Annotated in this window: 19 protein-coding genes and 3 pseudogenes; 14 read left to right on the forward strand and 8 right to left on the reverse strand. The window is 73.4% G+C overall.

The window, feature by feature from the left end:
• Positions 1–147 precede the first annotated feature (147 nt).
• Complete coding sequence (locus CR938_RS09840) at positions 148–894, reverse strand: hypothetical protein (RefSeq protein WP_162124846.1); 747 nt, start codon at positions 892–894, stop codon at positions 148–150.
• Between the two features lie 152 nt (positions 895–1,046).
• Here CR938_RS09840 and CR938_RS09845 point away from each other — a divergent pair, with 152 nt between their 5' ends.
• The 9 genes from CR938_RS09845 (at position 1,047) to xerC (ending at position 10,042) form a co-directional block, all read left to right on the forward strand.
• Positions 1,047–2,015, forward strand: coding sequence for a helix-turn-helix transcriptional regulator (locus tag CR938_RS09845; RefSeq protein ID WP_162124847.1), 969 nt, complete (start codon positions 1,047–1,049; stop codon positions 2,013–2,015).
• Positions 2,016–2,079: 64 nt separating this feature from the next.
• Complete coding sequence (locus CR938_RS09850; RefSeq protein ID WP_162124848.1) at positions 2,080–2,370, forward strand: hypothetical protein; 291 nt, start codon at positions 2,080–2,082, stop codon at positions 2,368–2,370.
• A 99-nt stretch (positions 2,371–2,469) separates the two neighbouring features.
• Complete coding sequence (locus CR938_RS09855; protein ID WP_162124849.1) at positions 2,470–4,563, forward strand: prolyl oligopeptidase family serine peptidase; 2,094 nt, start codon at positions 2,470–2,472, stop codon at positions 4,561–4,563.
• 97 nt (positions 4,564–4,660) lie between these two features.
• Positions 4,661–6,829 (forward strand): S9 family peptidase, encoded by a 2,169-nt coding sequence (locus CR938_RS09860; protein ID WP_162124850.1) that lies wholly within the window; start codon positions 4,661–4,663, stop codon positions 6,827–6,829.
• Positions 6,830–6,902: 73 nt separating this feature from the next.
• Positions 6,903–7,295, forward strand: a complete 393-nt coding sequence (locus CR938_RS09865; protein WP_162124851.1) for a YbaN family protein — start codon at positions 6,903–6,905, stop codon at positions 7,293–7,295.
• 43 nt (positions 7,296–7,338) lie between these two features.
• Positions 7,339–7,578 (forward strand): LPS translocon maturation chaperone LptM, encoded by a 240-nt coding sequence (lptM, locus tag CR938_RS09870; RefSeq protein ID WP_162124852.1) that lies wholly within the window; start codon positions 7,339–7,341, stop codon positions 7,576–7,578.
• Positions 7,571–8,410 (forward strand): diaminopimelate epimerase, encoded by an 840-nt coding sequence (dapF, locus tag CR938_RS09875; protein WP_162124853.1) that lies wholly within the window; start codon positions 7,571–7,573, stop codon positions 8,408–8,410. The genes lptM and dapF overlap by 8 nt, the downstream gene beginning before the upstream one ends.
• Positions 8,407–9,090, forward strand: a complete 684-nt coding sequence (locus CR938_RS09880; RefSeq protein WP_162124854.1) for a DUF484 family protein — start codon at positions 8,407–8,409, stop codon at positions 9,088–9,090. The genes dapF and CR938_RS09880 overlap by 4 nt, the downstream gene beginning before the upstream one ends.
• Positions 9,091–9,163: 73 nt before the next feature.
• Positions 9,164–10,042 (forward strand): tyrosine recombinase XerC, encoded by an 879-nt coding sequence (gene xerC, locus CR938_RS09885; protein ID WP_162124862.1) that lies wholly within the window; start codon positions 9,164–9,166, stop codon positions 10,040–10,042.
• A gap of 625 nt (positions 10,043–10,667) precedes the next feature.
• On the opposite strand, the gene CR938_RS09890 is transcribed toward xerC, so the two are convergent.
• Positions 10,668–11,747, reverse strand: a complete 1,080-nt coding sequence (locus CR938_RS09890; RefSeq protein WP_425502436.1) for a GGDEF domain-containing protein — start codon at positions 11,745–11,747, stop codon at positions 10,668–10,670.
• Here CR938_RS09890 and CR938_RS09895 point away from each other — a divergent pair.
• The 5 genes from CR938_RS09895 to CR938_RS09915 all read left to right on the forward strand — a co-directional run bounded on the left by CR938_RS09895 (position 11,746) and on the right by CR938_RS09915 (position 16,525).
• Positions 11,746–12,168 carry a GFA family protein gene (locus CR938_RS09895; protein ID WP_162124856.1) on the forward strand — a complete coding sequence of 141 codons (423 nt, stop codon included), beginning with the start codon at positions 11,746–11,748 and terminating at the stop codon, positions 12,166–12,168. The two genes, CR938_RS09890 and CR938_RS09895, sit on opposite strands and share 2 nt — an antisense overlap.
• Before the next feature lie 612 nt (positions 12,169–12,780).
• Positions 12,781–13,173, forward strand: a complete 393-nt coding sequence (locus CR938_RS09900) for a DoxX family protein (RefSeq protein WP_162124857.1) — start codon at positions 12,781–12,783, stop codon at positions 13,171–13,173.
• Between the two features lie 84 nt (positions 13,174–13,257).
• Entirely contained in the window at positions 13,258–13,809 is a 552-nt protein-coding gene (gene hslV, locus CR938_RS09905; protein ID WP_162124858.1) for an ATP-dependent protease subunit HslV, read from the forward strand.
• Between the two features lie 76 nt (positions 13,810–13,885).
• Positions 13,886–15,250, forward strand: coding sequence for an ATP-dependent protease ATPase subunit HslU (hslU, locus tag CR938_RS09910; RefSeq protein ID WP_162124859.1), 1,365 nt, complete (start codon positions 13,886–13,888; stop codon positions 15,248–15,250).
• A 144-nt stretch (positions 15,251–15,394) separates the two neighbouring features.
• Positions 15,395–16,525, forward strand: a complete 1,131-nt coding sequence (locus CR938_RS09915; protein ID WP_162124860.1) for a serine hydrolase domain-containing protein — start codon at positions 15,395–15,397, stop codon at positions 16,523–16,525.
• A 9-nt stretch (positions 16,526–16,534) separates the two neighbouring features.
• On the opposite strand, the pseudogene pdeM reads toward CR938_RS09915, so the two are convergent.
• From pdeM to CR938_RS09945, 6 genes and pseudogenes are all read right to left on the reverse strand, one after another.
• Positions 16,535–17,187: pseudogene (gene pdeM / locus CR938_RS09920) on the reverse strand (ligase-associated DNA damage response endonuclease PdeM).
• A pseudogene (locus CR938_RS09925) lies at positions 17,177–19,696 on the reverse strand (ligase-associated DNA damage response DEXH box helicase). Before CR938_RS09925 ends, pdeM begins: the two co-directional pseudogenes overlap by 11 nt.
• Positions 19,693–21,295 (reverse strand): annotated as a pseudogene (locus CR938_RS09930) (ATP-dependent DNA ligase). Before CR938_RS09930 ends, CR938_RS09925 begins: the two co-directional pseudogenes overlap by 4 nt.
• Positions 21,292–22,338 carry a ligase-associated DNA damage response exonuclease gene (locus tag CR938_RS09935; protein ID WP_162124861.1) on the reverse strand — a complete coding sequence of 349 codons (1,047 nt, stop codon included), beginning with the start codon at positions 22,336–22,338 and terminating at the stop codon, positions 21,292–21,294. Before CR938_RS09935 ends, CR938_RS09930 begins: the two are co-directional and overlap by 4 nt.
• A gap of 69 nt (positions 22,339–22,407) precedes the next feature.
• Positions 22,408–22,857: a nucleoside deaminase gene (locus CR938_RS09940; protein ID WP_162124863.1), complete on the reverse strand. Its 450-nt coding sequence runs from the start codon at positions 22,855–22,857 to the stop codon at positions 22,408–22,410.
• Positions 22,858–22,908: 51 nt separating this feature from the next.
• Positions 22,909–23,965, reverse strand: a 1,057-nt coding sequence (locus tag CR938_RS09945) for an HlyD family secretion protein (RefSeq protein WP_246191035.1), incomplete at its 5' end; no start/stop codon positions are given.

Below are 23,965 nucleotides of genomic sequence, written 5' to 3' on the forward strand. Positions count from 1 at the left end.
CGAAGTCGGCGAGCTTGGCGACCGTGAACAACGATTCCTGAGTGACGTCTGCACCGCGCATCCCACGCCCTCCACTATGGCTGAGGTCGATATCGCAAACAGAGGGCTTGAAAGCAAGCTCTGGCGCAGGAGAATTTCAACAAGCTGCTAGCCGTCGTTCCCGGCCCGCGCCAGGCGTTCGGCCAGCAGGCCGGCCAGCACGCTCAGCGCCGCCGCCGGCCAGGCGATCCGGCTCCAGCCGGGCCAGGCGTAGAGCGGCAGCACCAGCAGCGCCGGCAGCAGCAGCAACAGCGCGGCCACCGGCAGCGAGCCGCGCAGTCCGGCGCGGCCGTGCCGGCCGGCCAGCCGCAGTGCCACCGCCAGCACGCCCAGCAGCAGGAACGCGGGTGCCGGCGCGGCCGCCAGCGGTGCGCCCGGCCAGCGCAGCGCCAGCAGGGCGAACAGCACGCCGGCGCCGCCGAGCAGGGCCAGGGCCAGCCGCGTGGGCACCGCCAGCGGCGGCGCGCCGGCCGGATCCTGCGCCGCGGCCACCATCGCCAGCGCGCACAGCGTGGTGGCGGTGGCCACCAGGGCCGGCCAGGGGCTTCCGGGCAGCGGCCAGCGCTGCAGGGCCAGCAGCACGCCGGCGCCGGCCAGGGCCAGCGCCCAGGCCAGCACGGCGCGGCCGCGCCAGGGCGCCGGCAGCGTCCACAGTGCGGGCAGGGCGCAGGCCACCAGCAGCAGGCCCAGGCCGAAGCCGCCCATCCGCAGCCAGGCCAGCTGCTGCACGGGCGCGGCGCTGCCCAGCATCGCGCCGCTGACCGCCAGCCAGACCAGCAGGCCGGCGCCGGTGCTGCCCAGCGCGTCGGCGGCGGCGGGCAGCCAGGCGCGGGCCGGCCGCGCAGGCGCGCTCAAGGTGCCGCCCCGGCCGCGGGCCGGGTCCAACGGTCGTCGCCACGCATGCTGTTTCCCCTCATGGACGGCCGGGGCCGGCGCCCCGCGCCGGGGATTCTGCCATGCCGGAGGGTGTCGTCCCGCTGCCGCCGTGGACGGGCCATAATCGCGCCATGGACCGCTACGAACGCATCAACGCGCTGCACCGCATCCTCAAGGCCGCGCGCTATCCGGTGACGGTGCCGCGCCTGCAGGAGGAGCTGGGCTGCTCGCGCGCCACCGTGTACCGCGACCTGGCGTTCCTGCGCGATGCGCTGATGGCGCCGATCGAGGGCGACGGCGAGGCCGGGTTCCGTTACGCCGCCGGCGAGAGCGAGCGCTTCGAGCTGCCGGGGCTGTGGCTCAGCTCCGAGGAGCTGTACGCGCTGCTGGCCTCGCAGCAGCTGCTGCGCCGCACCGGTGCCGGCGTGCTGTCCTCGGTGCTGGCGCCGCTGCAGCAGCGCATCGAGGGCCTGCTGGCCGCCCAGGCCGGGGTCAGCCGCTGGCCGGTGGAGCGGGTGCGGGTGATCCCGCACCGCGGCCGCCGCCTCGACGAAGCGGTGTTCCGCACCGTCGCCTCGGCGGTGCTGGAGCGCAGGCAGCTGGCCTTCGAGTACCGTGCCCGCTCCACCGACGAGGTGACCCGGCGCCGGGTCTCGCCGCAGCGGATCACCCACTACCGCGACAACTGGTACCTGGACGCCTGGGACCACGAGCGCGAGGGGCTGCGCAGCTTCGCCGTGGACCGCATCTTCCACGCGCGCGGCCTGGACGAGCCGGCGCGGGACGTGGAGGAGGAGGTGCTGGACCAGCACTTCGCCTCCAGCTATGGCATCTTCTCCGGCGAGCCCAAGGGCTGGGCCACCATCGTCTTCAGTCCCAAGGTCGCACGCTGGGTGGCCGACGAGCACTGGCACTCCAGGCAGCAGGGCCGGTTCCTGCCCGACGGCCGCTACGAGCTGAAGGTGCCCTACAGCGTGCCGCGCGAGCTGCTGATGGACGTGCTGCACTACGGTGCCGACGCCGAGATCGTCGAGCCGGCCTCGCTGCGCGAGCAGGCCAAGTCGCTGCTGGCCCTGGCCCTGTCCAACTACGAGCGCTGACGGTCGCAGTCCCTGAGATGGCGGCCCGGCAACCTGCCGGGGTCGCCATCCCGAGGAGACCGCCATGCGCCAGACGCCCCGTCCCCTTCCGCCCGACCCGCGCCTGGACCAGGCCCTGCGCCTGGCCGTAGCCGCCGGTGCACTGCTGACCCTGGTGCTGCCGTGGCGCAGCCAGTGGCTGGGGCTGACCCTGCTGTGGCTGCTGGCCATGCCGCTGAGCGCCTGGTGGGCGCTGCACCGCTTCCGCCTGCCGGCGCCGCGGCGCCTGGCCGAGGCGGCACGGCGCCTGCGCCCGCGCACCCAGGCCCGCCGCTGCCGCCGCCCCGCCCGCCAGCGCCTGGCCCGCGCCGCCTGAGGTCGCCTGAGGTCGCCGGGCGGGGCTGACCATCGGCAGGTGGCCGGACCTGCCGTCTGTGCTAGCGTCAGCGGTTGCTTTTCCCGCATGGAGTAACCGATGTCGCGTTTCGCCCAGGTCTGCGCGTTCGCCGGCCTCATCGCCGCCGGCGCCGCCACCGCCCAGGAGACGGCCATGGCCGAGGATCCGTATCTGTGGCTGGAGGAAGTCACCGGCGAAAAGGCGCTGGAGTGGGTCCGCGCGCAGAACGCGCGCACCGACGCCGCGCTGGCCTCCACCCCGGAGTTCAAGCGCATGGAGGCCGGCATCCGCGAGGTGCTGGACTCGGACGCCAAGATCCCGGTCGTGCAGAAGATCGGTGACTACTACTACAACTTCTGGAAGGACCGGCACCACGAGCGCGGCGTCTGGCGCCGCACCACGCTGGAGGAGTACCGCAAGCCCGACCCGGCCTGGGAAGTGGTCCTGGACCTGGATGCGCTGAACAGGGCCGAGGGCGAGAACTGGGTCTGGCACGGCGCCGACTGCCTGCGCCCGGCCTACGAGCGCTGCCTGATCGCGCTCTCGCGCGGCGGCGCCGACGCCGACGTGACCCGCGAGTTCGACCTGCGGACCCGCAGCTGGGTCGAGGGCGGCTTCTTCCGCCCGGAGGCCAAGGGCGGCCTGGGCTGGATCGACCAGGACACGGTGTACGTGTACACCGACTTCGGTGACGGCTCGACCACCACCTCCGGCTACCCGCGCATCGTCAAGCGCTGGAGGCGCGGCACCCCGCTGGAGGCGGCCGAGGTGGTGTACGAGGGCAGGCCCGACGACATGTACATCGCCGCCTTCCACGACGACACGCCCGGCTTCGAGCGCGACTTCGTCAGCCGCACCATCGCCTTCTACAACGACGAGCTGTACCTGGTCGGCAAGGACGGGCGGCTGGTCAAGGTGGACGCGCCCAACTCGGCCAACAAGAGCGTCAAGCGCCAGTGGCTGACCCTGGAGCTGCGCGAGCCGTGGACGGTGGGCGGCCGCACCTACCAGGCCGGCTCGCTGCTGGCGGCCCGGTTCGACGAGTTCATGGCCGGCAAGCGCGAGTTCGAGGTGCTGTTCGAGCCGACCGAGCGCAGCTCGCTGGCCAGCTTCACCTGGACCCGCTCGCACCTGGTGCTCAACGTCCTGGAGGACGTGAAGAACCGCCTGTACGTGCTCACCCCGGGCGAGGGCGGCTGGAAGCGCGAGCCGTTCGCCGGCGCCCCGTCCTTCGGCACGCTGTCCGTCGCCGCGGTGGACAGTGACGAGTCCGACGCGGTGTGGCTGACCGCCACCGACTACCTGACCCCGACCACCCTGTCGCTGGCCACCATCGGCCAGGCGCCGGAGCAGCTGAAGGCGATGCCGTCGTTCTTCGACGGCAGCCGCCACGTGATCGAGCAGCACTTTGCCACCAGCAAGGACGGCACCCGCGTGCCGTACTTCCTGGTGCGCCCGAAGGACCTGAAGCTGGACGGTACCGCGCCGACCCTGCTGTACGGCTACGGCGGCTTCGAGATCTCGCTGACTCCGTCGTACTCCGGCGGCCTGGGCCGCGCCTGGCTGGCCAACGGCGGCGTGTACGCGGTGGCCAATATCCGTGGCGGCGGCGAGTACGGCCCGCGCTGGCACCAGGCCGCGCTCAAGGCCAACCGCCACAAGGCCTACGAGGACATGGCGGCGGTGGCGCAGGACCTGGTCAAGCGCAGGATCACCTCGCCGCGGCACCTGGGCGTGCAGGGCGGCAGCAACGGCGGCCTGCTGACCGGCAACATGCTGACCCAGTACCCGGAGCTGTTCGGTGCGGTCGTGGTGCAGGTGCCGCTGCTGGACATGAAGCGCTACAACAAGCTGCTGGCCGGCGCCTCGTGGATGGCCGAGTACGGCAACCCGGACACTGATGACTGGGAGTTCATCAGGACCTTCTCGCCGTACCACCTGTTCGACCCGGCCAAGGAGTACCCGCCGGTGATCTTCCTGACCTCCACGCGCGACGACCGCGTCCACCCGGGCCACGCGCGCAAGATGGCGGCGAAGATGATCGACGCCGGCAAGGACGTGACCTACTACGAGAACATCGAAGGCGGCCACGGCGGCGCGGCGAACAACGCCCAGGCCGCGCACATGCAGGCCCTGGCCTACACCTTCCTCTGGCAGCGCCTGGCCAAGTGATGCCGGCGGCCCCTTCCCCGCACCGCGGGGGGAGGGCCGGTCCCGCGGGCCGCCAGGCCGCGGGACCGGGCATTGCAAGCCACCACCCGGACCCCATATGAAGACCATCCCCTTCCTGTTCGCGGCCTTCCTGATGANCGTTCCCCCGACTCCCGGCGCCGCCGCTCCCGTCCCCCCGGACGCGGCGCGCAAGCCGCACGAGGTGAAGGCGCCGTTCGGCGCCACCCGCCAGGACCCGTACTACTGGCTGCGCGACGACAGCCGCCAGGACCCCGAGGTGATCGGCTACCTGCAGGCCGAGAACGCCTATACCGACGCGGTGATGGAGCGCCTGCGCCCGCTGCAGGACCAGCTCTACGACGAGATCGTCGCCCGCATCAAGCAGGACGACAGCACGGTGCCGTACCGCGAGCGCGGCTGGTGGTACTACTCGCGCTACGAGAAGGGCAAGGACTATCCGATCCACGCGCGCCGCCCCGACGGCCCGGGCGTGGACGCGCTGTCCATCCAGGCGGCCAACGAGCGCGGCGACTTCGCCGGCGAGCAGGTGCTGCTGGACGTCAACGCGATGGCCGCCGGCAAGGACTACTTCGCCGTCGGCGACTACGCCGTCACCCAGGACAACCGCATCCTGGCCTGGGCCGAGGACGCGGTGGGCCGGCGCCAGTACACGGTGCGCTTCCGCAACCTGGAGACCGGCGAGGACTACCCGGAGGCGATCACCGGCGTGTCGCCCAACCTGGTGTGGGCCGACGACAACCGCACCCTGTTCTACGTAGAGAACGACCCGGAGACGCTGCTGACTGTGCGCGTGAAGAAGCACGTGCTCGGCACCCCGGTGGAGCAGGACGAGCTGGTCTACGAGGAGCACGACGACAGCTTCTACATGGGCATCGGCCGCACCCGCGACGACCGCTTCATCGTCATCGGGCTGGAGAGCACCGTCTCCTCGGAGACGCGCTACGCCCCGGCCGACGACCCGCGCCAGTTCACCGTGCTGGCTCCGCGCGAGCGCGACGTCGAGTACGACGCCGACCACCACGGCGGCCGCTGGGTGATCCGCACCAACGCCGGCGGCGCCACCAACTTCAAGCTGGTCACCGCGCCCAGCGACGCCACCTCGCGCGCGCAGTGGCAGGACCTGCTGCCGCACGACCCGGCGGTGTTCATCGAGGGCTTCGAGCTGTTCGACGGCTTCACCGCGGTGGCCGAGCGTTCCAACGGCCTGGAACGGATCCGCCTGCTGCGCGGCGACGGCCGCCAGGACTACGTGGCCGCCGACGAGCCGGCCTACTCGATGGGCCTGTCGGCCAACCCGGAGCCGGACTCGGTGTGGCTGCGCTACACCTACACCTCGCTCACCACGCCGGCCACGACCTACGAGCTGAACACCGTCACCGGCGAGCGCCGCCTGCTCAAGCAGCAGCCGGTGCTCGGCTACGACCCGGCGCAGTACGTCACCGAGCGCGTGTGGGTCACCGCGCGCGACGGGGTGAAGGTGCCGGTGTCGCTGGTGTACCGCAAGGGCCTGCGCAAGGACGGCACCGCGGCGATGCTGCAGTACGGCTACGGCAGCTACGGCATCTCCATGGACCCGTCGTTCAACGCCTCGGTGATCAGCCTGCTGGACCGCGGCATGGTCTACGCCATCGCCCACATCCGCGGCGGCCAGGAGATGGGCCGGCAGTGGTACGAGGACGGCAAGCTGCTGAAGAAGCGCAACACCTTCAACGATTTCATCGACGTGACCCGCGAGCTGGTGCGCCAGGGCTATGCCGCGCCCGGCCGCGTCGCGGCCATGGGTGGCAGCGCCGGCGGCCTGCTGATGGGCGCGGTGGCCAACGAGGCGCCGTCCGACTACCGGGTGATGGTGGCGCAGGTGCCGTTCGTGGACGTGGTCACCACCATGCTCGACCCGACCATCCCGCTGACCACCAACGAGTACGACGAGTGGGGCAACCCCGAGCAGCCGCAGTACTACGAGTACATGCTGTCCTATTCGCCCTACGACAACGTGCGCGAGCAGGCCTACCCGGCCATGTTCGTCGGCACCGGCCTGTGGGACTCGCAGGTGCAGTACTGGGAACCGGCCAAGTGGGTGGCGCGCCTGCGCGACATGAACACCGGCACGCACCCGATCGTGTTCCGCACCAACATGGACGCCGGCCACGGCGGCAAGTCCGGCCGCTTCCGCCGCTTCCGCGAGATGGCCGAGTACTACGCCTTCGTGCTCGACCAGCTGGACGTGGCCCACGCACCGAAGTGAGGCACACGGCCGCCGCCTGCGCACGGGCGGCGGCTGGAGGCGGCGGCGCCCCGCCCGCGCCTATGATGGGGTGATGGACGGCCGCAACCGCTTCCGCTGGGCCTGGTGGCTGCTGGCCTATGCCAGCCTCGCCCTGGGCATCATCGGCGCTTTCCTGCCGGGCATGCCGACCACCGTGTTCGTGCTGGTCGCCGCCTGGGCCGCGGCCCGCGGCTCGGAGCGCCTGCACCGCGGGCTGCTGGCCGATCCGCGCTTCGGGCCGGTGATCCTGGCCTGGCAGCGGCACCGCGCCGTGCCGCGGCGCGCCAAGCGGGCCGCCACCTGGACGATGCTCGTCTGCGCCGCCGTGCTGCTGGCGGTGATGGCGGCCGTGCCTTCGCACCGCGGCTGGATGGTGGCGCTGCCGCTGCTGTGCATGGCCGCGGTCGGCGCCTGGCTGTGGCGGCGGCCGGAGCCGCCGGCCTGATCCCCACGCGGCGTGCATGCATGCGGCCGCTATACTTCCGCGCATGAACATCCGATTCCGCCTGCTGGCCGCCGTGCCCGCCGTGCTGCTGCTGGCCGCCTGCGGCAACAAGGGGCCGCTGGTGATGCCGCAGAAGCCGGTCCCCGTCGAACAGACCCTGCCGGCGCCGGAGGAACCGGCCGGCGAGGCGCCGCCGCCGGCCGGGGCGCCGGAGGACCGGGCCGACGAGCCGGCCCAGGCCCCGCCCGCCACGCCGGAGCCGGCCGGTGGCCCGAATGGCTGAGCGGTTGCGCTTCAGCAAGATGCACGGGGCGGGCAACGACTTCGTCGTGCTCGACCTGCGCGACGGGAGCCCGCCGCCGGACGCGGCCCTGGCCGCGCGCCTGGCCGACCGCCACCGCGGCGTGGGCTGCGACCAGATCCTCACCGTCGAGCCGCCGCGCAGCCCCGCTGCGGTGGCCACCTACCGCATCTGGAACGCCGACGGCAGCGCGGCCGGGCAGTGCGGCAACGGCGCGCGCTGCGTGGCCGCCTGGCTGGTGCGCGACGGTGCCGCGCGCGGCGACCGTTTCCTGCTGGACAGCCCTGCCGGCCTGCACGAGGTGCGGCGCCTGGAAGATGGCCGCTACGCCGTGGCCATGGGCGTGCCGCGCCTGGAGCCGGCAGCGGTGCCGCTGCGGGGCTTCGCCGCGCCGCAGGCCGAGTACGTGCTGGAGGTGGAGGGCCGCCGCGTGGCGTTCGGCGCGGTGTCCATGGGCAATCCGCACGCGGTGATCGAAGTGGAGGACGTGGACACGGCCGACGTGGCCGGGCTCGGCCCGGCGCTGCAGCGTTCGCCGGCCTTCCCGCAGTCGGTCAACGTCGGCTTCGCCCAGGTGCTGGCGCCGGACCGCGTCCGCCTGCGCGTGTACGAGCGCGGCGCCGGCGAGACCCTGGCCTGCGGCAGCGGCGCCTGCGCGGCGGTGGTGGCGCTGGTGCGGCGCGGCCGGCTGGCGCGCGAGGCCACGGTGGCGCTGCCCGGCGGCGAGCTGCACATCCGCTGGCCCTCGGACGGGGCAGAGGTCATCATGGCCGGACCGGCGGCTTTCGTGTTCGAAGGGGAATGGCAGGAATGAGCGAACTCCAGGACAGGCAGGAGAAACTGGGCGCGCACGAGGTGGCGGCCTACCTGCGGCGCAACCCGACTTTCCTCAAGCAGTTCCCCGACCTGGCGCTGAGCCTGGTGGTGCCGCGCGACGACGGCCGCGCCGCCTCGCTGGCCAGCTACCAGCTGGAGGTGCTGCGCGACAAGAACCGCGAGCTGCAGCGGCGCCTGGCCGAGCTGTCGGCCAACGCCCAGGTCAACGAACGCCTGGCGGTGCGCACCCACCAGCTGACCCTGTCGTTGATGCGCCAGCGCAGCTATGCCGACACCCTGCGCGCGATGGCCGCCTCGCTGGCCGAGGACTTCAACGGAGATCTGGTGCGGATCGTGTCCTTCCGCCCGGTGGAAGGCATGGAGGACGCCGAGTGGCTGCTGGTGCGCGCCGAGGACAGCCCCGAGCTGCAGCCGTTCCGCGATGCGTTGCGCGAGGGCGAGCCGCTGTGCGGGCGCCTGCAGGCGGAGAAGAACGCGGTGCTGTACGGTGGACGCAGCGACGAGGTGCAGTCCAGCGCCCTGCTGCCGCTGGCCGGTGTCGGCCTGGTGGCGGTGGGCAGCCGCGATCCCAACCGCTTCTACCCGGGCATGGGCACGCTGTTCCTGCGCATGATGGGCGAGGCCCTGGTCGTGGCCGCGCAGCGCTTCGACGCCTGAGCCCCTCGCGCCGGCGGGCTGGCGCAGGCCCGCGCCGGGCGCGCATGATGGCCCCATGCCCGCCGCCTCCGCCATGACCGGCATCGACGCTTTCCTCGAGCACCTGCGCGTGGAGCGGGCCATGTCGGCGCACACGCTCGATGCCTACCGCCGCGACCTGGAGGCCCTGCGCGAGTGGGCCGCGGCCAACGGCGCCGGCGAGCCGCAGGCGCTGGACGGCGCCGCGCTGCGCCGCTTCGTGGCCGACGAGCACCGCCGCGGGCTGTCGCCGAAGAGCCTGCAGCGCCGCCTGTCGGCCTGCCGCAGCTACTACGCCTGGCTGCTGCGCCACGGCCACCTCGCCGCCAACCCGGCCGCCGGTGTGCGCGCCCCGCGCGCGCTGCGGCGGCTGCCGCAGGTGCTGGACGTGGACGAGGCCGTGCGCCTGGTGGAGGTGCCCACCGACGCGCCGCTGGGCCTGCGCGACCGCGCCCTGCTGGAGCTGTTCTATTCCTCGGGTCTGCGCCTGTCCGAGCTGTGCGCGCTGCGCTGGCGCGACTTCGCCCCGGACCTGGGCAGCGTGACCGTGCTGGGCAAGGGCGGCAAGCAGCGCAACGTGCCGGTCGGCTCGCACGCGCGCGCCGCGCTGGCGCAGTGGCGCGCCTCCACCGGCGCCGGTGGCGACGGGTTCGTGTTTCCCGGGCGCGGCGGCGGGCCGATCAGCGCCCGTGCGGTGCAGGTCCGCGTCCGCCAGCTGGCCGTCCGCCAGGGGCTGTTCAAGCACGTGCACCCGCACATGCTGCGGCACAGCTTCGCCAGCCACGTGCTGGAGTCCTCCGGCGATCTGCGTGGCGTGCAGGAACTGCTGGGCCACGCCAACATCGCCACCACCCAGATCTACACCCACCTGGACTTCCAGCACCTGGCCCGGGTGTACGACGCGGCGCACCCGCGCGCGCGCCGGAAACCGTAGCCTGGGCCGGCGGTGCCCGCCCTGGGGACAAGGGGCGGAACAAAAGACGGATGCGGTTTTTCGCCTTTGGGGCGCCCGGTGGGGGAGGCGGGGATGACGGAGTTCGTGGTAGCGGGGCCGTACAAGGTGCCCGTATACGAGGGAAGGTCCGCGCGCGTGGTCGGGCGGGCGGAGGCGGATGCCTCCTTCAAGGCGCACCGTCCATCAGGAAGAAGAGCGGGTGCTACGTGTCTGCCATGCGGTCCGGCGGCGGGACCACGCCGGTGTGCGTGGGCAGGGCCACGAAGGGTTTCGGCCAGGAATGCTTCACCCACCACAAGCTGCACAAGTGCAACGAGGCGCTTGCCGACTGTGGCAGGGGATCCCTGGTGATCCTTTTTCTTCGAAGCCCCTTCCGGCAGGCGCGTACCCGCCCGCAACATCAACCTGCTCGAGAACTTCCTCATGCAGTCCGCCCCGTCGGTGAACGATCGCCTGCTCGACATCAGGAAGACCGGGCAGGAGAGATGGCGCATCCGGGGAGTGGTCAGGTCGCAAAGGAGGGGCGCGCGAAGCAAAGCGGCCCGGCAGGCTGCCGCCATGCCTGGCCTGTGACCCGGGGGGGCGGGCCCGCGAGCGGGGCCGGCTAGCGCATTGGCATCCAGCGGTCGCGGCCGTCNCTCTTGGCCGCGTACAGCGCCTGGTCGGCGCGCCGCAGCACGTCCTTGAGCGCCTCGCCGTCGCGCACGAAGGCCAGTCCGGCCGAGCAGCTGTAGCGGAACTCCGGGTGCCGCGGCAGCGGCACGCCGTCGCGCACGTCCCGGAACAGCCGCTCGAGCACCTGGCCGGCGGCCTCCGGGGTCACGTCGCGCAGCAGCAGCAGGAATTCCTCGCCGCCCCAGCGCGCGGCCAGGTCCCCGCGCCGCACCTGCGCCTGGATGCGCCCGGCGAAATGCCGCAGCAGCAGGTCGCCCTGGTCGTGGCCGAAGGTGTCGTTGACGCGCTTGAAGTGGTCGATGTCCAGCAGCACCAGCGCCGCGCCGCGCAGCCCGTGGCGGGCGTGCGCTGCGGCCAGCGCCTCCTGCATGTGGCGGCGGTTGCCCAGGCCGGTCAGCGGATCGGTCAGCGCGGCGCGCAGGGCCAGGTCGCGCTGCTGGCGCAGGGTGCGCTCGTCGGCGCCCAGCTCGGTGATGTCGGTGAGGATGCACAGCATCCAGCCGTTGGCCAGCGTGGTCTCGGTGACGTGCACCCAGCGGTCGCCGTGCATGTCGGCCTCGAACGCGCGGAACGGCTGCTTGCCGCGGCGCGAGGCTGCCGACGCGATCCAGGCCTCGAAGTCCGCGGTGGCGATGCGGTTGCCGCTCTGGTCGCGGTGGTTGGCGCGCAGGATCTCCTGCCAGGTCGGCCAGGTGTCCTCCTCCAGGCACAGCAGCTGGCGGTAGAAGCCGTTGGCGTAGACCAGCCGGTCGGTTTCGTCGAACACGCCGATGCCCTGCTGCGCCGCACCCGCCAGTTCGAGCAGGCGGTCGGGCGGCAGGGCCGGGGCTTGGCGGGAGCTGGTGGCGGACATGGCACGGGACGCGGGCACGTGGAGGAAGGGGCCGGCTGCGTCCTGCCACGCGGAAGGGGCCGCCGGTCCGCGCGGTGCGGCAAGGATAGCGGGTGGCCGCGCGGGCTTCGTGAACGCCGCCGCTCCACCCAACGCGCGAAGAGAGGGAGAGGCCATGAACGGACGTTGCCTGTGCGGCGCGGTGCGCTTCACCGTGCCGGACGACCGCCGCGGGATCGGCGTGTGCCATTGCGGGATCTGCCGCCGCTGGGGCGGCGGGCCGATGCTGGCGGTGCACTGCGGGCCGGACGTGCGGATCAGCGAAGGCGCGGACAAGGTGCGCACCTACGCTTCCTCGGAGTGGGCCGAGCGTGCCTTCTGCCAGGTCTGCGGCACCCACCTGTACTGCAAGGTGCACGCCAGCGGCGACCACTTCGTGGCCGCCGGCACGCTGGACAGCGACGAGCTGCGCATCACCGGCCAGACCTTCATCGACTGCAAGCTGCCGTACTACGACCTGGTCAACCAGACGCCGAAGTTCACCGAGCAGCAGGTACTGGAGATGTTCGCCTCCGGCAAGGCCGGCGGGGCGGCGTAGGCGGCGCGGGGAGCAGGGCGATGGACCTGGCGGCGGTCCGGCGCATGGCCGGATACAACCGGTATGAACGCGCGCATGTACGACGCGGCATCGCACCTGGACCGTGCGGCCCTGGCGGCCGACCGCGGCGCGGTGTCCGGTTCGATCCCCGGCATGCTCAACCGCACCGCGGTGGCCGACACGACTGGCTGCACCGTTTCGCGGTGCCGGACGGGGCTTCGCCGCGCTGCGGGCGCCGGAGGCGTTCCCGACGTCGGCATCGCCCGGGCAGCCGCTGGCCGATCACCTGGGCGGCCTGTGCCGCTACCGGGATGGGCTGGGCGGGCTGATCCTGCGCCGGTTGGAGGAGCCGACACCCGCCCACCTGGCCTGCGGCAAATGGCCGGGCAGGGGCAGGTGGGCAATTCCGGCGCTGCTGCGGCACTTCTTCCACCACCCGGCCACCACCGCGGCCAGGCTCCGACCCTGCCGTTCCAGGCCGGCGTGGAGGTGGGCGTGACCGGCCCGCCGGCGCCGATTCACGGCGATCCGGCCCGTGCCGCAGATTGACGCCGCCGCCGCCGGGTGCGGCTACCATCGGCACCGCCACCATCCGACGAACCGGAGGCGACAATGAACCGGCAGGACGAGGTGCTCTGGGCCACCCTGCGCATCGTGCTGGCGCTGCTGATCGCGGCCCACGGCTGGGCGCGCCTGTTCGCGGACGCGGTGGTGCCGTTCGGCCAGTGGCTGGACGACAGGGGCCTGCCGGCCGGCCCGGTGATCGCCTGGGCGGTGACCGGATACGAGATCGCCGGCTCGGCGCTGTTCGCGGTCGGCCGGTTCGTGTTCCCGCTCAGCCCGGGTTTTGCCGCCATCTACCTGGCCGGCCTGGTCCTGGTGCATCTGCCGGAGGGCTGGTTCGTGGTCGGGCTGGGCCGCAACGGCATGGAGTACGGCGTGCTGCTGGTGGTGGCGCTGCTGTGCGTGGGCTTGCACCACCGACACGCGGCGCCGCCGGCCTGACTCCGACGGCCCCGTTCCACCGCGGGTGACTTGAACCGGCGGGCGGTCGCCCCAACTGAGGGCCTTGTCACCCCCGGAGGCCGCATGGACCCCAGCCAGAATCCCAATGTCTTCCACGCCACCACCATCGTCTGCGTGCGCCGCGGCGACAAGGTGGCCATCGCCGGCGACGGCCAGGTCACGCTCGGCCACACCGTGATGAAGGGTAATGCCCGCAAGGTGCGGCGTCTGGGCCGCGACGGCCAGGTGCTGGCCGGCTTCGCCGGCGCCGCCGCCGACGCCTTCACCCTGTTCGAACTGTTCGAGGCCAAGCTGGAGAAGCACGGCCAGCTGACCCGCGCCGCGGTGGAACTGGCCAAGGACTGGCGCACCGAGCGCCGCCTGGGCAAGCTCGAGGCGCTGCTGGCGGTGGCCGACAGGGAGACCTCGCTGGTCATCAGCGGCACCGGCGACGTGATCGAGCCGGAGGACGGCATCATCGCCATCGGTTCCGGCGGCAGCTACGCGCTGTCGGCCGCGCGCGCGCTGATGGCGCACACGGAGCTGGACGCACGCGCCATCGCCACCGAGGCGATCCGCATCGCCGGCGACATCTGCATCTACACCAACCACAACGTGGTGGTCGAGGAACTGTGAGGCCCCGCGCCGCGCGTGCCGCGCGGCCGGACGCCGCTGCGTTCCCGATTCCCCGCAACTTCCCGGACAGGCCCCAATGGCAGAGAACACCTCCCCCACCATGACCCCGCGCGAGATCGTGCAGGAGCTGGACCGGCACATCGTCGGCCAGCAGGCCGCCAAGCGCGCGGTGGCCATCGCCCTGCGCAATCGCTGGCGCCGCATGCAGCTGGCGCCGGAGCTGCGCAACGAGGTCATGCCCAAGAACATCCTCATGATCGGCCCCACCGGCGTGGGCAAGACCGAGATCGCGCGGCGTCTGGCCACCCTGGCCAATGCGCCGTTCGTGAAGGTGGAAGCCACCCGCTTCACCGAGGTGGGCTACGTGGGCAAGGACGTGGAGCAGATCATCCGTGACCTGGCCGACACCGCGGTGAAGATGTACCGCGAGCAGGCCAAGGCACGCGTGCGCCTGCAGGCCGAGGAGCGGGCCGAGGAGCGCATCCTCGACGCGCTGCTGCCGCGCCGCCAGGCGGGCCTGCCGTTCGACGCGGCCACCGCCGAGGTGCAGGTGTCTGGGCCCGAGGACGCCACCCGCGCCAAGTTCCGCAGGATGCTGCGCGCCGGCGAGCTGGACGAGCGCCAGATCGAGCTGGACGTGGCCACCAGTGTGGGCGTGGACATCATGACCCCGCCGGGCATGGAGGAGATGGGCCAGCAGCTGCGGCAGATGTTCGCCAGCCTGGGCGGCGGCCGCACCCACAAGCGCACCCTCACCATCCGGCAGGCCCGCCCCATGCTCATCGAGGAGGAGGCGGCCAAGCTGGTCAACGAGGAGGACATCCGCGCCGCGGCCATCGAGGCCTGCGAGCAGAATGGCATCGTCTTCATCGACGAGATCGACAAGGTGGCCAGGCGCGGCGACACCATCGGTGGCGGCGACGTCAGCCGTGAGGGCGTGCAGCGTGACCTGCTGCCGCTGGTGGAGGGTTCCACCGTGGCCACCAAGTACGGCACGGTGCGCACCGACCACATCCTGTTCATCGCCTCCGGCGCCTTCCACCTGGCCAAGCCCTCCGACCTGATCCCGGAGCTGCAGGGCCGCTTCCCGATCCGCGTGGAGCTGTCGCCGCTGAGCAAGCAGGACTTCGTGCGCATCCTCACCGAGCCCAAGGCCGCGCTGACCCGCCAGTACGTGGAGCTGATGGCCACCGAGGGGGTGAAGCTGGAGTTCACCGCCGATGCCATCGAACGCATCGCCGAGATCGCCGCGCTGGTGAACGAGCGCCAGGAGAACATCGGCGCCCGCCGCCTGCATACCGTGCTCGAGCGCCTGCTCGACACCCTGAGCTACGAGGCGCCGGACCGCGACGGCCAGGCGGTGACCATCGACCGTGCCTACGTGGACGAGCACCTGGGCGAGCTGGTCCAGGATCCGGACCTGAGCCGCTACATCCTCTGACCGGTGCCGCCGGCCGCGTCCGCGGGCGGCGTTGATGCCGGGGGGCCGGCCGCCGGCCCGCACCCCGGCTGCCGCGGCGGCGGCGCGCGGCTATGCTCGTGGGTCGGCTCCGGGCCCATGCCGGGCCCCCGAGGGGAGGGGAGAATGGGGAAGAACAAGCGCCTGTCGTGCCTGCTGGCCGCCGTGCTGGTCCTGCTGTGGCCGGCGGCCGTCCACGCCATGCCGGCCGATGCCACGCCGCAGGGGGTGGCGGTGGACGGGGCGCGCGCCGCCGCCTTCGCCGCCATCATGCAGCGGCACGGCATCCCGGGCGCGCAGCTGGTGCACGTGCGCGACGGCCGCGAGCAGGCGATCGAATACGGGCGCATGCGCGCCGACGGCGGGCGCGCGGTGGAGGCCGACACCCTGTTCCAGGCCGCCTCGCTGTCCAAGGTGGTCGGCGCCTACGTCACCCTGCGCCTGGTGGACCGCGGCCTGATCGAGCTGGACCGGCCGCTGTGGGAGTACTGGCCCTCGCCGCGCGCGAAGGACAACCCGCAGGCGCGCCGCATCACCGCGCGCATGGTGCTCAACCACACCACCGGACTGAAGAACTGGGAGATCTCCCCGTCCAACCCGGCCATCGACGGCACACCGCTGCAAAGCCTGTTCGAGGCCGGGGCGCGCTACTCGTATTCCGGCGAGGGCTTCTACCTGCTGCAGCGCACGCTCGAACACCTGACCGGCAGGCGCTGGGAACGGCTGGCGCGCGAGGAGGTGTTCGACGTGTTCGGCATGCCCGGCAGCCGCTACCTGACCGATCCGGAATCGGCCGCGCGCAACGCCAACGGCCACGGCAGGGACGGCGAGGTGCTGGCCGACCGCGTGTTCGGCTGGGAGAACACCGCCTGGACCCTGGTGACCACCGCACGCGAGTACAGCCGCTTCCTGCAACGGGCGCTGTACCGCGGCGAGGGCCTGACCCCGGCCAGCCACGCGCTGCTGAAGACCCGCTCCAGCGACGCCGAGGACCAGGCCGTCCCGGTGCCGGTGGACCCGCACATCGACTGGAGCCTGGGCGTGGGCCTGGAGACCGTGGAAGGCCGCACCCGCCTCTGGCACTGGGGCGACAACCCCGGCTTCAAGGCCTTCTTCATGCTCGACCCCGACAGCGGCGAGAGCCTGGTGCTGCTGACCAACAGCGAGAACGGCATGCAGGCCTTCAAGGAGGTGCTGCGCCTGTTCCTGGGCCCGGGCGAGTATCCGGCGGTGGACTGGGCGGCGGCGCAGAGCTGAGCATGCCGCTCAGCCGGCGGGGGCCTCCGGCAGGGCGATGGCCGCGCCTTCGACGCAGGCCACCAGGCGCTCGCCCGGCCGCAGGCGCGCCGCGACACCCGCGGTGAAGGCCGAGAACGCCGGCAGCACGGTCAGGCCTTCGCGCAGCCAGAACGCCGGCCAGCGCCGGTGCAGGCCGGGCAGGGCGGCCAGCGGATGCACGTGCCGCACAGCACGTGCGCACCGGGTGCCGGGCGCGGATCGTGGCGCAGCAGGAACGGGCCGTCGCGCTGTTCACCGCCGGCGTCCTCGACGTCCAGCACGGAGGCGGCGAAGGCGCGATCGTGGTTGCCGCGCAGCACGCGGATGCGCAAGCCGGGATGGCCTGCGCGCCAGGTCCGCCACGCCGCCAGCCAGTGTGCGCGCGGTGCCGGGCCGTGCAGCAGGTCGCCGAGGATCCACAGCACTTCGGCCGGATACCCGGCCAGCAGCGCATCCAGGCGCCGCAGGTCGAGCGCGGTGCCGCCGCCGGGGATCGCCAGGCCGGCGCGGCGGAACGCATCGCCCTTGCCCAGGTGCAGGTCGGCCACCAGCAGGGCGCGCGCCCGCGGGCGCCAGAGCGCGCGGCCACCCAGCAGGTGCACCGGCTCGCCGGCCAGCCGCGTGCGCCACTCAGCGTCCATGGCGGCGCTCCAGCCGTTCGGCGGCGCGGCGCACGCGGGTGCGCCAGTCCTCGGTGCTGAGCTGGCCACGCTGGCCCTCGGCCCAGAGCGGGAACGACAGCGGCGTCAGTCCGGGCGGGGTGGCCAGCACCAGCCCGCGCGAACCGCGGTCGCGCAGCGCCTGCTCCAGCCGCGCCAGTTCCAGTTCGCCCTCCAGCACCTCGCGCCCGGCCTGGGCCAGCAGCAGGTGGCCGGGATCGTGGCGGCTGAGCACGTCGAACAGCAGCCCGGAGGAGGCCTGCAGCTGGCGCAGGCTGCGCAGCTGGCGGCCGGGCAGGGACGGCATCAGCAGGCCGGAAACGCGGGCGATCTCGCGGAAGCGGCGGCGCGCCAGCTCGCCCAGGTTGAGCGCCTGGCGTAGGTCGGCCTCCAGCCCTGCCGGCGAGAACATCGCCCGCAGCAGGGCTTCGTCCACCGGCGCCGCCTGCGCCGGCGACAGCACCAGGCCGTAGTCGTTGGCGGCGAAGGCGAAGCTGTTGCGCTGCAGCCGACCCCAGCGCAGGGCGAACAGCGCGGCCAGGCCCTCGTTCACCTGGCGCCCGCCGAACGGGTACACGAACAGGTGCTGGCGCCCGCGCAGGCGGAGCCGCTCGACCAGCAGGCGGTCCGGGCCGGGCCGGGCGGAGATGCGCTCCTGCAGCGCCAGCAGTGGCGCCAGCGCGAGCAGCTCGGGCGAGCCGTCGGGCACGGCCAGCAACCGCTCCACCCCGTCGGCCAGTTGCGAGGACAGCGGCATGCGCCCGCCGCGCCAGGTCGGCACCGCACCCTCGCCGCCACGGGCCAGGCGCACGTAGGCGGTCATGTCCTCCAGCCGCACCAGCTCCAGCAGGCGGCCGGCGAAGCGGAAGCGGTCACCGCGACGCAGGCGGCCGACGAACTGTTCCTCCACCGCGCCCAGCGTGCCGCCGCGCAGCAGGCGCACGGTGACGCTGCCGTCGCTGGTGATGGTGCCGATCGACAGGCGGTGGCGCAGGGCCACGCGCCGGTCCTGGACCACGCAGCGGCCGTCCGCGGCGCGCACCACCTTGTGGAAGTCCGGGTAGTGCGACAGTGCGCGTCCGCCCTGGACGATGAAGTCCAGCACCGCCTGCCAGGTCGGCTCGTCCAGCCCGGCGAAGGCATGGGTCCCGCGCACCTCGGCCAGCAGCGCGTCCGGCTCGAAGCCGCCGGCCAGGGCGCAGCTGACGCAGTGCTGGGCCAGCACGTCCAGCGGACGGCGCGGCGGCAGGCGCGCTTCGACGCGGCCATCGCGGATCGCCCGGCGCGCGGCGGCGAACTCCACCAGTTCCAGCGCATGGGTGGGGATGCAGGTGACCTCGCCCGGTTCGCCGGGACGGTGGCGCGCACGGCCGGCGCGCTGCAGGAGGCGCGCCACGCCCTTGGGGCTGCCCAGCTGCAGCACCTGGTCCACCGCAGGGAAATCCACGCCCAGGTCCAGGCTGGAGGTGGCCACCACGCAGCGCACCGTGCCCTCGCGCAGGCCCTGCTCGGCGGCGCCGCGCAGGGCCGGATCCAGCGAGCCGTGGTGCAGGGCGAGGGTGGCCGGATCCTCGGGCCAGACCGCAGCGAGCGCCTGGTGCCAGAGCTCGGCCTGGGCGCGGGTGTTGGTGAACAGCAGGCTGCTGCGCACCGCCAGCAGGCGATCCAGTACGCGCGCCAGCTGGCCCAGGCCGAGGTGGCCGGCCCAGGGGAAGCGTTCGCCGCCTCCCGGGCGCAGGGTGTGCACCACGACCGGCCGTGCACGGGTGCCGCCCACCAGTGCGGCATCCGGCGCGTGCGGCAGCAGCACCTCGCGCGCCTGTACGAGGTTGCCGAGCGTGGCCGACAGGCCCCAGATGCGCAGCCCGGGGCGCAGCGCGCGCAGGCGCGCGAGGCTGAGTTGCAGCAGCACGCCGCGCTTGTTGCCCAGCAGCTCGTGCCACTCGTCGACCACCACCATGTCCAGCGCGCGCAGCCGCTCCGGCGCGTCGGGATAGGACAGCAGCAGGGCCAGCGACTCGGGCGTGGTCACCAGCGCGTCGAGCCCGCCCTCGCGCGCCAGGCGGCGGTCGCGCGTGCTGGCATCGCCGGTCCGCTGGCCCACGCGTCAGTCCAGGCCCAGCGCCGCTGCCGGTTCGCGCAGCGCGCGGGCGGTGTCGGCGGCGAGCGCGCGCAGCGGGGTGATCCACAGCAGGCGCAGCGGATGCGCCTCGGCGGCGCGCATGCGGCGCTTCGTGGCTGGCGCGGATTCGGCGCGTGCCAGCGCCTCGAGCAGGGACACGCCGGCCACCGCCAGGGTCTTGCCGCTGCCGGTGGGTGTGTGCAGCGGGCCCGACCCGCCGGCCAGGGCGCGGCGCCAGACCCCGCGCTGGAAGCGCAGCGGCGTCCATCCACGCTGCGCGAACCAGGCCTCCAGCTGCCTGCGCGCGCGGCGCAACGCGGCCGCGGACGGTCGTGGCGGTGCGGGTGGCGGTGGCTGTGCCGGGCTCATCGCGCCAGCGCCTGCAGGGCGGCCAGCACGTCGGCCTCGGCGGCCGGCTTGTCGTGGCGCCAGCGCAGGATGCGCGGGAAGCGCACGGCGATGCCGGACTTGTGCCGGCGGCTGCGGTTGACCGCCTCGAAGCCCAGCTCGAACACCTGCACCGGTTCCACCGCGCGCACCGGGCCGAAGCGCTCGATGGTGTGGGCGCGGATCCAGCGGTCCAGCTTGAGGATCTCGGCATCGTCCAGGCCGGAGTAGGCCTTGGCCACCGGCACCAGCGCGCCCTCGTGCCACAGGCCGAAGGTGCAGTCGGTGAACAGGGTGCTGCGGCGGCCGTGACCGGCCTGGGCGTAGAGCAGCACCGCATCGATGGTCAGTGGATCGACCTTCCACTTCCACCAGTCGCCGCGGCGGCGCCCGGACTGGTAGGCGGCGCCGGCGCGCTTGAGCATCAGGCCCTCGACGCCGCGCTCGCGCGACTGGCTGCGCAGTCCGGCGGCGTGTTCCCAGCTGGCGGGCTGCACCCGCGGCGACAGCGCGATGCGCGGGTCATCCAGCGCCGCCAGCACCTGCCCCAGGCGCGCGCGGCGTTCCAGCTGCGGCAGCCCGCGCAGGTCCTGGCCGCCGAGCTCCAGCAGGTCGTAGGCCACCACCCGCTCCGGCGTGTCGGCCAGGGTCCTCGCGCCCGGCTTGCGCCGCTGGATGCGGGTCTGCAGCGCGGTGAACGGCAGCGGCGCGTCCCCGTCGTCGCGCCAGGCCAGCAGTTCGCCGTCGAGCACGGTTCCGTCCGGCAGCGCCGCGGCGGCCTGCTCGATCTCGGGGAAGCGGCCATCCAGGCGCTCCTCGCCGCGCGACCACAGCGCCACCCCGCCGTCGCGGCGGATCAGCTGCACGCGGATGCCGTCCCACTTCCATTCCAGCAGCCACTCGTCGATCGGACCCAGGCTCTCCGGTGTGGCCTCCAGCGGCGAGGCAAGGAAGAACGGATAGGGCTGCTGGCGGTCGCCGGGGCGCTCGCGCGGATCGAGCAGGTGCGCCATCCAGTCGGCATCGGGCGTCCAGGCGCCAAGCATGCGCTGGGCGATGCGGGCGATGTCCACGCCGGACAGCTCGGCCAGCGCCTGCTGCACCAGCCGCTGCGACACGCCCACTCGCAGCGAGCCGGTCAGCAGCTTGTTGAAGGCCAGGCGTTCGTCGAAGCAGAGGCTGCGCCAGGCCGCGGTGACCGCGGCGCGGCGCACTTCCGGCGCGGCATTGGCCAGCGGCAGCAGGCGCCGTTCGATCCACTCCGACAGCGGCACGTCGGCGCCGGCATCGGGCGGGTCGTCCAGCAGCAGGGTCACGGTCTCGGCCAGGTCGCCCACCTGCGAGTAGCTGTCGTCCACCAGCCAGCCGGGAAGGCCGGCGACTTCGCCCACCCAGGCGCGCAGTTCGCCGCTGGCGGCGATCTTGCGGCCGGCGCCGGAGATCTTGCCGCCGGAGAGCAGGTGCAGGGCCCAGGCCGCGTCCGCCGGCGGCGCATCGCGGAAATAGGCGACCAGGGCCGCGCTTGTCGCCGGTGGCGGTGCTGCGGTCCAGCTCGCGGTACAGGGCCGCGAAGCGCCTCATGCGTCCGGCTCCCGCGCCCGCCCGGCCGTGGCGGCATCCTGCGGGGCTTCGTCGCCGTAGCCGGTATGGAAGGACTCGGCGGCCACGCCCTGCTCGCACAGGTGGCGCACCAGGGCGTCGGTGTTGCCGTGGGTGGCGATGATCCGGCGCGCGCCGGTGTCGGCGATGGTGCGCAGCAGGTCGGGCCAGTCGGCGTGGTCGGAGATGACGAAGCCGCGGTCCACGTTGCGCCGGCGGCGGTTGCCGCGGATCCGCATCCAGCCGGAGGCGAAGCCGTGCTGGGCGCGGCGGAAGCGGCGCAGCCGGGCGCTGCCCGCGGCCGAGGGCGGGGCGATCACCAGGTGCCCGGCGCAGTCGGCGTTGCGCGGCAGGTCGGCGACGCGCTCGGTCTCCAGCATGGCGATGCCGGCCTGGCGGTAGACCTGCACGCCGGCGTCGATCGCGCCGTGCAGCAGCGCGGGCACGTCGTCGAGGTCGCGCAGCTCGGCCAGCACGCGCTGTGCCTTGCCCAGCGCGTAGCAGTACAGGATGGCGGCCTCGCCGCGCCCGGCGCATTGCCGCCGCCACCGCACGATGTCGGCGGCGACCTGGCGCGTGTCCGGCCAGCGGTACACAGGCAGCCCGAAGGTCGCCTCGGTGATGAAGGTGTCGCACCGGACCGGTTCGAACGCGGCGCAGGTGGAATCGGGCTGGCGCTTGTAGTCGCCCGAGGCGACCCAGACCCGGCCATCGGCCTCGATCCTGACCTGGGCCGAGCCCAGCACGTGCCCGGCCGGATGCAGCGAGACCCGCGCCCGGCCGAGGGTGAAGGCCTCGCCGTAGTCGTGCGCATGAACCTGCTGTTCGCCCAGGCGCCAGCGCAGGACCGCCACGCCGTCGCGGCTGCAGTGGTACTCGCCCATGCCGGGACGGGCATGGTCGCCGTGGCCATGCGTGATGACCGCGCGCGGCACCGGCCGCCACGGGTCGATGTGGAAACCGCCGGGCGGGCAGTAGAGCCCTTCCGGGCGCAGGACGACCAGGTCGTCGGAGGACTCGGGCATGGCCCGAGTCTGGGGGCGGCGGCGTGCAGGCGGTGAGAATCACCGTCCCTTCACGCCGCGTGCGGGCGCTCAGCGCGCGTGGCCGCAGGCGCCGTCCGCGCCGATGTCCTCGTTCCACACGTGCGGGTTGGCGGCGATCCAGTCGCCGAGCATGCGGATGCACTCGGCATTGTTGAGGTCGATGACCGCCACGCCCTGTTCGCGCAGCCACTCGTGCCCGCCCTGGAAGTTGACCGCCTCGCCCATGACCACGGTGCCGATGCCGAACTGCCTGACCAGGCCGCTGCAGTACCAGCACGGCGAGAGCGTGGTGACCATGACGGTGTCGCGGTAGGAGCGCTGGCGGCCGGCCTTGCGGAAGGCGTCCGTCTCGGCGTGCACGGACGGGTCGTTCTCCTGCACGCGGCGGTTGTGGCCGCGGCCGAGCAGGCGGCCGTCGCGGGTGAACAGCGCGGCGCCGATCGGGATGCCGCCCTCGGCCAGGCCCTGGCGGGCCTCCTCGAGGGCGACGGCGAGCATGGCGCGGTAATCGATGGACACGGTGCGGTGTTCCTCTGGGGTTGCCCTGCTTCAGCGTATGCCGGCCACCGCGGCGCCGCCAGGCGCGGCGGCGGTGTCCACCGCCACCACCACCGACATGCCCGGGGCCAGCCGCGCCAGCGCCGCGTCCTGGCCCGGGTCGATGCGGATGCGCACCGGGATGCGCTGGGCGATCTTGACGAAGTTGCCGGTGGCGTTGTCCGGCGGCAGCACCGAGAACTGCGCGCCGGTGGCCGGTGCGATGCGCTCCACGTGGCCGGACAGGACCAGGCCGTCCAGCGCGTCCACCGTGAAGCGCACCGGAAGGCCCTCGCGGATGCGCGCCATCTGCGTCTCCCTGAAGTTGGCCACCACCCACAGTTCCTCCGGCACCAGCGCCATCAGCTGGGTGGCGGTGGCCACGTAGGCGCCCTCGCGCACGGCCACCTGGCCGAGACGGCCGTCGCGCGGGGCCAGCACGCGGGTGTCGTCCAGGCGGATCCTGGCCAGCTCCACCGCCTCGGCGGCGGCCACCTGCGCCTCCAGCACCTGGCGGCCGACCTCGACGCTGCGCTCGTTCTCCCGCGCCGCCAGCAGTGCGGCCTGTGCCTGGGCCAGCTCGGCCCGGGCCTGGCGGTCGCCGGCCAGGGCGGTCTCGCGGTCCTGCTGCGAGACCAGGCGCTGCGCGGCCAGCTCGTCGGCGCGGTGCCAGGCGGCACCGGCGCGTTCGCGCTGCGCGTCGCGGGCCTGCACCTGCGCGGCGGCCTGGGCGCTGGCGGCGGCCGCGGTGCGGCGTTGCTGTTCCCAGGCGGCCAGGCTGGCGCGCGCGGCCTGCAGCTGGGCCAGGGCCTGGTCCAGCTGCTGCCGGTACACGCGGTCGTCGATCCGCACCAGCAGCTGGCCGCGGCGGACCGCCTGGAAGTCCTGCACCGCCACGCGGGTGACGTAGCGCTCCACCTGCGGCGCGACCACGGTCAGTTGGCCCTGCACTTGGGCGTCCTCGGTGCGCTGCACGGCGCTGCGGAAGGGCGGGATCTGCCAGGCGTGCAGCACCAGGCCGATGCCGGCCACGGCCAGCGCGGCCACGCCCAGCAGGGCGGGGAGACGG

It is taken from the genome of Pseudoxanthomonas taiwanensis, from assembly GCF_010093135.1.
In the GTDB taxonomy this organism is placed as follows: domain Bacteria; phylum Pseudomonadota; class Gammaproteobacteria; order Xanthomonadales; family Xanthomonadaceae; genus Pseudoxanthomonas; species Pseudoxanthomonas taiwanensis.

Coding starts and splice junctions, on each gene's coding strand:
- CR938_RS09845 (WP_162124847.1), top strand. CDS start 1,047: ATGGACCGCTACGAACGCATCAACGCGCTGCACCGCATCCTCAAGGCC.
- CR938_RS09850 (WP_162124848.1), top strand. CDS start 2,080: ATGCGCCAGACGCCCCGTCCCCTTCCGCCCGACCCGCGCCTGGACCAG.
- CR938_RS09855 (WP_162124849.1), top strand. CDS start 2,470: ATGTCGCGTTTCGCCCAGGTCTGCGCGTTCGCCGGCCTCATCGCCGCC.
- CR938_RS09865 (WP_162124851.1), top strand. CDS start 6,903: ATGGACGGCCGCAACCGCTTCCGCTGGGCCTGGTGGCTGCTGGCCTAT.
- lptM (WP_162124852.1), top strand. CDS start 7,339: ATGAACATCCGATTCCGCCTGCTGGCCGCCGTGCCCGCCGTGCTGCTG.
- dapF (WP_162124853.1), top strand. CDS start 7,571: ATGGCTGAGCGGTTGCGCTTCAGCAAGATGCACGGGGCGGGCAACGAC.
- CR938_RS09880 (WP_162124854.1), top strand. CDS start 8,407: ATGAGCGAACTCCAGGACAGGCAGGAGAAACTGGGCGCGCACGAGGTG.
- xerC (WP_162124862.1), top strand. CDS start 9,164: ATGACCGGCATCGACGCTTTCCTCGAGCACCTGCGCGTGGAGCGGGCC.
- CR938_RS09895 (WP_162124856.1), top strand. CDS start 11,746: ATGAACGGACGTTGCCTGTGCGGCGCGGTGCGCTTCACCGTGCCGGAC.
- CR938_RS09900 (WP_162124857.1), top strand. CDS start 12,781: ATGAACCGGCAGGACGAGGTGCTCTGGGCCACCCTGCGCATCGTGCTG.
- hslV (WP_162124858.1), top strand. CDS start 13,258: ATGGACCCCAGCCAGAATCCCAATGTCTTCCACGCCACCACCATCGTC.
- hslU (WP_162124859.1), top strand. CDS start 13,886: ATGGCAGAGAACACCTCCCCCACCATGACCCCGCGCGAGATCGTGCAG.
- CR938_RS09915 (WP_162124860.1), top strand. CDS start 15,395: ATGGGGAAGAACAAGCGCCTGTCGTGCCTGCTGGCCGCCGTGCTGGTC.
- CR938_RS09935 (WP_162124861.1), bottom strand. CDS start 22,338: ATGCCCGAGTCCTCCGACGACCTGGTCGTCCTGCGCCCGGAAGGGCTC.
- CR938_RS09940 (WP_162124863.1), bottom strand. CDS start 22,857: ATGCTCGCCGTCGCCCTCGAGGAGGCCCGCCAGGGCCTGGCCGAGGGC.